Source organism: Myroides sp. N17-2 (assembly GCF_002286775.1).
Classification (GTDB): Bacteria; Bacteroidota; Bacteroidia; order Flavobacteriales; family Flavobacteriaceae; genus Flavobacterium.
Map to the genome: position 1 here is coordinate 65,379 of NZ_NSGJ01000023.1, position 9,516 is coordinate 74,894.

The following is a 9,516-nucleotide window of genomic DNA, read 5'->3' on the forward strand; positions in this document are numbered from 1 at the left end:
CAAGAAGTGCCTCAATACTAAGATAAGGCACTTCTATGAAATTTGAAAAAGATTATTCGAATTTTTGTTCTAATATGATAGCACTTGGAAATAGTATATTGTTTTCTAAGTGAATGTGTTTATGCAAATCCTCTTCGAACTCTGTTAGCATCGCATACGTCACTTTATATGTATTACATCCATCAGCAGGAGGAGTATAATTATTTGACAACTCTGCTATCTTACGGAAGCGTTCTCCCTCTCCATCGTGCTCATGCATCATCATTGCTACAGGATTTTGCACTGTACCGAAGTGAGGCGTATTAAGCGGCTGTCCTGAGATAGTAGAGGATACCATCTGACGAACAAATGGGAATAAGACCAACTCTTCTTTTTTAAGGTGTTGACTAAGCTCTTGAGCACAACCAATAAACAACTCATTAATCTCATGTAACTCAGGGTGTCTATCTCCATGTACTCTACTTAGTTTATTTAAAAACTGTAGTAATACAGGTATTTTCTCTTCCACATATCTGTGATGCGTTTTCTCTATATAATCAGCTAATAAATCTAAAGGCCATTGTCTAAAATCAATACTACCTTCAGCTTGTTGTGTCAATAGGCGTTCTAACTCACCTATTAATTCCTCTTGATTCACTGATTTTTTTTCACATACTTCATCTATGGTACGTCCACCTTTACAGCAGAAGTCTATTCCGTATCTATTAAATATTGCTGCTGTTCTAAAATCTTCTGCTACAAATGAGCCAACTGTTCTATTTTTCATGATTGCTTTTTTTAAATGTTAGTTTGAATACGAATAATACGACAGCGAATATTCCCACTGTAAATACTACGTCTCCTATTGTACGAAGCCATTTTAAGGTATTCATAGCAGGTAGTTGCATTAACTCACTTGAGCGAGCATACCACATCCCATGTTGAATACTTTCTATCGCTTGCCATATTCCTATTGGTAACAGACTTAATAATGCCATTAGTAGTAATCCTAAGTTTAGTCCCCAGAACCCTATTTTTAATAGCTTATCATTCCATTTGACATCTCTATAAATACTTCTAAGTACGAATAACATTAACCCTATTCCCAACATTCCATATACACCGAATAAGGCCGTATGTGCGTGAAGAGGTGTTGTATTTAGTCCTTGTACATAATAAAGCGCTATCGGTGGATTGATAATAAATCCAAATACTCCTGCTCCTAAGAAGTTCCAGAATGCCACTGCTATCATAAAGTATATTGGCCATTTATAATCTTCTAACCACCCTTTATGAGTAGATAACTTATAATTCTCATACGCTTCATACCCTATCAGTGTTAAAGGCACTACTTCAAGTGCACTAAATGTAGCTCCTAATGCCATTACAGCTGTTGGTGTACCTGAGAAATATAAGTGGTGGAATGTACCGATGATACCTCCTGACATAAACACTATCGTAGAGAATAATGCACCGTTAGTGGCAGTTTTTGTTTTAATCAATCCCATTCGCACGAATAAGAAAGCTAACACTACAGTTGCAAATACTTCAAAGAAACCTTCTACCCATAAATGCACGACCCACCATCTCCAATACTCTGCTATGGCTAAGTTGGTTTGTCTTCCCCACATTAACCCAGCTCCATAGAATAAGGCAATAGCACCACATGAGATTAAGAATAAGATAATCAAGTTACGATGTTGGCTACCTTTCTCTTTTAATACAGGTATAAGCGGTCTTATCATTAAGGCTAACCATACAAATAAACCTACAAATAAGAATATCTGCCAGAAACGTCCTAAGTCAACATATTCGTATCCTTGATGCCCAAACCAGAAGTTTTGTACTAAGTCAAGTTTCTGCATAATACCAAACCACTGTCCTATCATAGAACCAAGCACAATAATCAGCAAGGCAAAAAATAAGAAGTTCACACCGAATACTTGGAATTTAGGATCTTTACCTCCTACTGCAGGAGAGATATAAAGCCCTGTACCTAACCAAGCTGTTGCAATCCAAAAGATAGCTAGCTGTGTATGCCATGTACGAGTTACTGAATAAGGTAAAATCTGATCTAACGGAATACCATATAATCCCTGTCCTTCTACACCATAGTGTGCTGTTAGAATACCTAGTGCTACCTGTAATAGCATTAACAGACATACCACCCAAAAGTACTTCTTCAGAATAGTCATACTCTTAGTCACTACCCCATTTGACACAGGATCTACTGCAGGTACCATCTCCTCCTCCTCTTGTTTAGACGCTACGTGATAGTACACTAATACTCCTACTGCAAAGATTAACAAGATAACACTTACCCCTGACCAAGCGATAAGAGGTGTTGTAGCTACGTTACCTACTAAATCTTCTGCAGGCCAGTTATGTGTATAACTAACGTCACTGTCAGGTCTATTCGTTACTGTAGCCCATGTAGCCCAAAAGAAGAAAGCATTTAGCTGTTTTAATCTTGTTGGATCTGTCAGTGCATTATTTGGAATTGCATAGTCTTTACGCAACTGTGTAAACTCAGGATCATCAGTAAATAGTTTACTATAATATTCTTGAAGATACAGACGCACTATATTACGCTCTTCAGTAATCGTTAAGACTCCTGTAGCTTTATCATATGTATTAGGTCTTATATTCTTCTGAAGATGTGCTTTTAAGTAGGCTTGCTCCTCTACAGATACCTCTGCGTAAGGTTTACCATACTTCTCATTAGCATAATAATCTAATAAATACACTGCCTCTCTATGTAGATAGTCAGCAGTCCAGTCAGGTGCAACATATGCTCCATGTCCCCATACAGAGCCAACTTCTTGCCCCCCAATACTCTGCCAGACATTCTGACCATCTTTTATATCACTAGCTATTAATACTTCTGTTCCATTCACAGTCTTTACCACTGTCGGTACAGGTGGAGCTTCTTGGTATATCTCAATACCAAAATAACCAAGTACCCCAAACGAGAATAACATTACTATCGTGAATGCTATCCATAATTTCTTTTGCCTTCTGTCCATACTATTTAATAGAAGATGTTTTTATCCTTTATGTGTTTGTAAAAAAAGGGAAGCTACTCCCTACGTATAATTACACCTTTAAGAAAGTATCGCCAGACTTGGTACCATTGGCTAACTCTTTTAAGGTAGTAGTTTCTAACATTTGTCTCAATCCTTCACGGATTGCTTTAAATTTAAAATGTACAGGACACGGGTGCGTCTCTGAACACTCTGCTAATCCTAATCCACATCCTTTATAGATAGAATCCCCATCTATAATATTTACCACCTCACACAGCTTTACTTTATCTAAGTGAGATACCGGTATCTCAAATCCCCCTCCTACACCTTTTACTGATTCGATAATCCCACTCTTAGAAAGCTTCTGAAGTATCTTAGCTGTAAAAGCTTCAGGTGCATCTATCTCTTTTGCTATTTCTTTAAAGCCTACACGTTCTCCTTTCAGTGAAGAAACTGATATAAAAACAACCGAACGAATAGCGTACTCACAAGCTTTAGAAAACATACCTTTTACTTTTACACTACAAATATAATACATTATTTATATATAAAAGATAAAAAAGTCTTTTATGTGTGTAATAAAAAAGCGACACTAGTTCTATGACTAATGTCGCTTTATATCTTTCTGATTATAAACAATCTATCTAAAAACAATCTCAGTAATTACTTCTCTGCCCAAGTCCTCATTAATCATACGGATGATCTTACTCTTACCATATGTCAACTCTTCACGAACAATAGGAGAAGATAAAGCGACGTATAACACATCTCTCTTTAGCATAATATCAAGTGTATAGTTAGCAATACCAGGTCCTAATAGGTTCTTCCATGCTGTACGCACATCTAGATTATCTATTCCTCTATCTAAGTTATTACCTTTAATAAATAACTGTAATAGATCCTGAATACTACTCTCTTCTCTGATTCGCTTATTTACATCATATTTTTTCAATGCCTTAATCTTATTTAAGTGTGAAAGGTACAGCTTTTTTATAGTGATAGATTATATCATTCTCATTCTTCACCACGAACTCGTCTTCATCTAAGTCAACTAACTCTTCTTTCCATTCAGCAAAATCAGTCTTGTACTTTAACCAAGTCTTTCCTCCTTCATTCACAATAGTCAATTTCTCAGCAATTTCATTTGTTAGATATTCCCCTGTAAGTTGAGGCATCACTTTCTGACGCAAGCCTTCACCTTTATCATTCACTTCATAGTAATCAACAGAAGCATTTATAGTATAATCCTTCTCTTCACCATCAGGCATCTGTACTTTCTCTATTTCCCAGTATCCATTGATTACTTTTAGATCCTCAGCAGTATACTCTTTTCCACAGCTAACGACTAAAAACAAAACACTAGCAAAAAGAACCTTATATATTTTGTTCATCACTTCGATTATTTAAAGAATGAATCCACGAACTCATACTTGTTAAACACTTGTAAGTCTTCGATACCTTCACCTACTCCTATGTATTTCACAGGTATTTGGAATTGATCAGATATCCCAATAACAACTCCACCTTTAGCAGTACCATCTAACTTTGTAACTGCAAGACAATTTACTTCAGTAGCAGCAGTAAACTGCTTAGCTTGTTCAAAAGCATTTTGTCCTGTAGAACCGTCCAATACCAACATTACATCATGAGGTGCATCAGCAATAACTTTCTGCATTACACGCTTTACCTTAGTAAGCTCATTCATTAAGTTAACCTTGTTATGAAGACGTCCTGCTGTATCTATAATAACGATATCAGCATTCTGAGTGACTGCAGACTGTAATGTATCAAAAGCAACAGAAGCAGGATCACTTCCCATCTGTTGTCTTACGATAGGCACACCTACTCTATCAGCCCAAACTTGTAACTGGTCTATAGCTGCTGCTCTAAAAGTATCTGCTGCTCCTAAAACCACTTTAAAACCAGCTTTCTTAAACTGATAAGCTAGCTTCCCAATAGTCGTAGTTTTACCAGCACCATTAACTCCTACCACCATTAACACATAAGGTTTCTTATCTTTAGGAATTTCGAACTCTGTCGCTTCACCAGACTGTGTCTCTGATAATAATCCAGCGATCTCATCTCTAAGGATTTGATTTAACTCATCTGTACCAACATATTTATCTTTAGAAACACGTTCTTCAATACGCTCAATAATCTTTAATGTAGTATTTACACCTACATCTGATGACACAAGTATCTCTTCTAGATTATCAAGTACATCATCATCTACTTTAGACTTACCAGCTACTGCTTTAGTAAGCTTTGAGAAAAAAGAAGATTTAGACTGTTCTAAACCTTTATCTAAAGTTTCCTTCTTATCCGAAGAAAATAACTTCTTAAAAAAACTCATATTACTTTTATTAACTAGTGCAAATATAAAGAATAAAACGCTAACCTCTCACTAGGTATGATAAAGTCATAAAATAAAAAAAGCCGTCTAAATAGACAGCTTTTTCAAGATCTTTATAATGATATATTACTTCTTGCTTAAGAAATCATCCACATAATCAGGAGCCATAACAGACTCAACAAATGTGTAAGCTCCAGTTTTAGGAGATTTAACCATTTTAATCGCTTTAGTCAACTTCTTAGAAGAAGTTCTTAAACTTGCTACGGTTTTCTTTGCCATGACTATTAATTATTTAATTTCTTTATGAAGTGTTACTTTTTTCATGATAGGATTGAATTTTTTAATCTCCAATCTATCAGGTGTGTTTTTCTTGTTCTTAGTCGTGATGTATCTTGAAGTTCCTGGTAACCCAGACGCTTTGTGTTCAGTACATTCTAAGATCACTTGAATTCTGTTCCCTTTCTTTGCCATCGTATTCTATTTTTTAATGGGTACGAATTATTTTACTAATCCTTTTGCTTTTGCATCTTTCAATACAGCAACAATACCTTTTTTGTTAATTGTTTTTAATGCAGACGTTGATAATTTCAATGTTACCCATCTGTCTTCTTCAGCAATGTAGAAACGTTTTTTAACTAAGTTAACAGAAAACTTTCTCTTAGTTTTATTCATCGCGTGAGAAACGTTGTTTCCAACCATTGCGCGTTTACCAGTAATTTCACAAACTCTTGACATTATTTCTTATCTTTTATTTCAATATTCAAAATCAGGGTGCAAAGTAACGAAAAAGAAAATTATTATACAAAATCTTTCGCGTTATTTTTTTAATATTTCATTAAATATTAATTCCAAACCCCTTGCTATAGCACTATTTATAACCTTTTCTCTAGGTTGTCCTAACTCATATTTTTTTGCAAATACGCCATTAGGTGTTGCGATTCCCACACATACTGTTCCGACCTCTACATCCGAATCTCCCTTAGATGGTCCAGCATTTCCAGTAGTAGATATTGCATAATCACTTTTAAATCTTAATCGTGCCTGCTCCGCCATTTCCATAGCGACTTCTTCACTTACTACCGTATGTGTATTTATTGTCTCTGGATTAACTCCTAACATATCTATTTTACTCTCGGTAGCATAACATACTATTCCTCCTTTAAAATAGGCTGAAGATCCTGGCTGCGAATTAAACATTACTGCTAACTGTCCACCTGTACAACTTTCTGCAAAAGAAATAGTTTTATTTCTATTTTGCAACTCTTTTATGATAATTTCAGGAAAGTCTATGTCTTCATACGCTCGTATAAATGGTTTGACTACTTCTGGAATCATATCCACCTGCCTTTCAATATTTTGAACTAATGAATCCTTATCAGTCCCTCTAGTTGACAGACGTAACCTTACCTTACCAGGACTTGGTAAATAGGCTAATTTGATTTCAGTAGGCAGATAATTTTCCCATTGTTCAAGGTATTCTGCTAATAAACTCTCTCCTATTCCGTAGGTAATGATCGTTTTATGAAAATTAAACACCCCTCTAAAATGATCTTTAACATAAGGAACTAACTCTTCTTGAAAGATTGTTTTCATCTCAAAAGGTACACCTGGGAATGACACATAAGTAGTATCATTCTTTTGCATTACCATACCAGGAGCCGTCCCTACATTATTAAAAAGAACAGTAGCCATAGACGGTACTAAAGCCTGCTGCTTATTAATCTCAGAAATCGGTTTTTTAAAGTAATTTTCAATCAGTACAGTCACATGGGCAAGGACTTTCTCATTCATCACTAAGTGATCATCAAAGAACTCACAGAATACCTTTTTAGTCACATCATCTTTAGTTGGGCCTAACCCTCCTGTCATAATAACTAAATCTACAAGGCCTAATTGTGATGCCATAGCCTTATCTATTGCCTCTTTTTTATCTGAAATAGTAATAATTTCAACAATTTCAAAGCCTAATGTATCTAATTCTTTTGCCAAATAAGTAGAATTTGTATCTACGATTTGACCTATAAGAATCTCGTCTCCTATTGTGATTATACTTGCTTTCATATTACTCTTTATAAGCTAAAGTCTTTCTTTATTTCTTTACGAGCACATTTTACTCTTTCCTTAAAAATTTTGAAAGTTTCCTTTATAGCCTTTGTTTTTCCCTGTTCTTTAACCCATTGATCGATAGCCAAAGCTTCCTCAATAGCTTGTTCCATTCCCAAAAACTCTAATGATGGCATTAAAAGAGTTGTACTATCCGCAACGCAGTTATAGTCCTTATCATTAATACCTTTCTTTATTCTTTTTAACCAATCTTTTGATTCTTCTACAAAGACAACCAATCCTGCTTTTACTAAAGCCTGATCATCATTATAAGTTTGCAATATCGGTCCTAAATCGTAATGAAGTGCCATAATTTTATTTTACGTTTAAACGAAATAATTTTTTACCTGCCAACACCCCTTCTAATACATCACCCTCATTTACTTTACCAACACCTTTAGGTGTTCCAGTAAAAATCAAATCACCTTTCTTAAGTGTAAAATACTTAGAAATTTCAGCGATAGTTTCATCTATATTCCAAATCATTTGTGCTGTACTTGCCTCTTGTACCACATTGCCGTTCTGTATTAATGAGAACGTAGTATCATATAGATTATCTAACTCACTCTTATCTATAAACTCTCCAAGCATAGCTGAGCCGTCGAAAGCTTTCGCTTTTTCCCAAGGTAGTCCCTTCTCTTTTAATCGACTCTGTACATCTCTCGCTGTAAAATCTATCCCCACAGTCACCTCATCATAATATTTATGAGCAAACTTAGGTTCGATGTATTTACCTACCTTAATAATCTTAACAACCACTTCTATTTCATAATGGATATCACTAGAAAAATCAGGAATAGCAAAAGGACATTCCCTTCCTAATAAGGCAGAATCAGGTTTAATAAATAACACTGGTTCAGATGGTCTCTCATTATTAAGTTCCTCAATATGTTCTACGTAATTTCTTCCTATACAAACTATCTTCATAAAAGATATTATTACAACTTATTATTTAATTTTCTCAATTTTAAACCTGTCAACACTTTCTTTGTGTACAGAGGAAAGTCAGCATTCTGAATCCAACCGTAATAACCTGGTTCATTATCTAACACCTCATCTACTAAAGCGCCCTTATGTTTACCGAATGTAAAAATTTCTTTTCCTTCTTCATTTAAAGCAATAAATCCTGCAAAGTCTACACTCTTCTTACGAGTCGTGTATTCTGAAAGTGATTTCATATCATTCTCTAAATCATCATATCGGTCTAACTGCGCTTTTAATATTTCATAAGTAGCGTTAGTATCTGCATCTGCTGAGTGTGCATTTTCTAAAGTAGCATTACAGTAGAATCTGTATGCGGCACTTAATGTACGCTCCTCTTTCTTATGAAAAATAGTCTGAATATCAACAGAAACTCTATTTCCCATCTCAAAATCAACTCCTGATCTTAGCAGCTCTTCTGCTAACAAAGGAATATCAAAACGATCTGAGTTAAATCCAGCCAAATCAGAATCCTTAATCATATTATATATCAACGGAGCTAGCTCTTTAAACGTCGGCTCATTAGCTACCTTCTCATCTGTAATACCATGTATAGCGGTAGACTGTGCTGGTATAGGTCTCTCTGGATTTACTAACCAAGTCTTACTCTCTTTATTTCCATTAGGGAATACTTTTAATATCGCTATTTCTACTACTCTATCTCTCGCTACGTCTATTCCTGTTGTCTCTAAATCGAAGAAACAGATAGGTCTATGTAATTTCAACTCCATTATTCTGTTTTTTATTTAATTACAAATATAATAAATGTAATGTTTTAGGACTAAAAATCACTGGCGAACTTTTACAACATTAACTTTTATTCTTTACACCTTGCTTCTAATTATCGGTTAGTGATACTTATGTGATAGGCAGGTGATGGGTTGTTTTTGGCACTTTTAAGCCGACCATCAGCCTATCAACAGCCGACCACAAGCCGACCACCTCATATAAAATAGTGTCTCGTCCTACCATAACTGTACAGTTATTGTTTATAATCCTAGTTCTAACTGTACACTTGTTTTAGTAATCCTGTCGTTACTGTACAAGTTCTTTTTCTTGTGTTTTTTTCTTATA

General features: G+C 35.1%; 13 protein-coding genes. All 13 read right to left on the minus strand.

Annotated features, from left to right (window positions below; all coding sequences use genetic code 11):
• Positions 1-52 precede the first annotated feature (52 nt).
• The 13 genes from ric to CF599_RS10935 all read right to left on the minus strand — a co-directional run bounded on the left by ric (position 53) and on the right by CF599_RS10935 (position 9,173).
• The gene (ric, locus tag CF599_RS10875) at positions 53-766 is read right to left on the minus strand and encodes an iron-sulfur cluster repair di-iron protein (protein WP_121966057.1); all 714 of its coding nucleotides are present in this window, start codon (positions 764-766) and stop codon (positions 53-55) included.
• Entirely contained in the window at positions 756-3,005 is a 2,250-nt protein-coding gene (locus CF599_RS10880; RefSeq protein WP_121966058.1) for a nitric-oxide reductase large subunit, read from the minus strand. The genes ric and CF599_RS10880 overlap by 11 nt, the downstream gene beginning before the upstream one ends.
• Positions 3,006-3,075: 70 nt before the next feature.
• Positions 3,076-3,510 carry an Rrf2 family transcriptional regulator gene (locus CF599_RS10885; protein ID WP_121966070.1) on the minus strand — a complete coding sequence of 145 codons (435 nt, stop codon included), beginning with the start codon at positions 3,508-3,510 and terminating at the stop codon, positions 3,076-3,078.
• Positions 3,511-3,645: 135 nt separating this feature from the next.
• On the minus strand, positions 3,646-3,957 hold the full coding sequence (locus CF599_RS10890) for a DUF721 domain-containing protein (protein WP_121966059.1): 312 nt from the start codon (positions 3,955-3,957) through the stop codon (positions 3,646-3,648).
• A gap of 10 nt (positions 3,958-3,967) precedes the next feature.
• A complete protein-coding gene (locus CF599_RS10895; RefSeq protein WP_121966060.1) occupies positions 3,968-4,396 on the minus strand; it encodes a hypothetical protein in 429 nt (142 codons plus the stop codon).
• Positions 4,397-4,404: 8 nt separating this feature from the next.
• Positions 4,405-5,358: a signal recognition particle-docking protein FtsY gene (gene ftsY, locus CF599_RS10900; protein WP_121966061.1), complete on the minus strand. Its 954-nt coding sequence runs from the start codon at positions 5,356-5,358 to the stop codon at positions 4,405-4,407.
• 126 nt (positions 5,359-5,484) lie between these two features.
• A complete protein-coding gene (locus tag CF599_RS10905) occupies positions 5,485-5,637 on the minus strand; it encodes a DUF4295 domain-containing protein (RefSeq protein WP_121966062.1) in 153 nt (50 codons plus the stop codon).
• A 9-nt stretch (positions 5,638-5,646) separates the two neighbouring features.
• Complete coding sequence (gene rpmG / locus CF599_RS10910) at positions 5,647-5,829, minus strand: 50S ribosomal protein L33 (RefSeq protein ID WP_090409327.1); 183 nt, start codon at positions 5,827-5,829, stop codon at positions 5,647-5,649.
• Positions 5,830-5,856: 27 nt separating this feature from the next.
• Positions 5,857-6,093, minus strand: coding sequence for a 50S ribosomal protein L28 (rpmB, locus tag CF599_RS10915; RefSeq protein WP_038986280.1), 237 nt, complete (start codon positions 6,091-6,093; stop codon positions 5,857-5,859).
• Between the two features lie 81 nt (positions 6,094-6,174).
• The gene (locus CF599_RS10920; RefSeq protein ID WP_121966063.1) at positions 6,175-7,419 is read right to left on the minus strand and encodes a CinA family nicotinamide mononucleotide deamidase-related protein; all 1,245 of its coding nucleotides are present in this window, start codon (positions 7,417-7,419) and stop codon (positions 6,175-6,177) included.
• A gap of 8 nt (positions 7,420-7,427) precedes the next feature.
• Positions 7,428-7,772 carry a histidine kinase gene (locus CF599_RS10925; protein WP_121966064.1) on the minus strand — a complete coding sequence of 115 codons (345 nt, stop codon included), beginning with the start codon at positions 7,770-7,772 and terminating at the stop codon, positions 7,428-7,430.
• A 4-nt stretch (positions 7,773-7,776) separates the two neighbouring features.
• Positions 7,777-8,388 (minus strand): fumarylacetoacetate hydrolase family protein, encoded by a 612-nt coding sequence (locus tag CF599_RS10930; RefSeq protein ID WP_121966065.1) that lies wholly within the window; start codon positions 8,386-8,388, stop codon positions 7,777-7,779.
• A gap of 11 nt (positions 8,389-8,399) precedes the next feature.
• Positions 8,400-9,173 (minus strand): 3'-5' exonuclease, encoded by a 774-nt coding sequence (locus CF599_RS10935; RefSeq protein WP_121966066.1) that lies wholly within the window; start codon positions 9,171-9,173, stop codon positions 8,400-8,402.
• Positions 9,174-9,516: the final 343 nt, after the last annotated feature.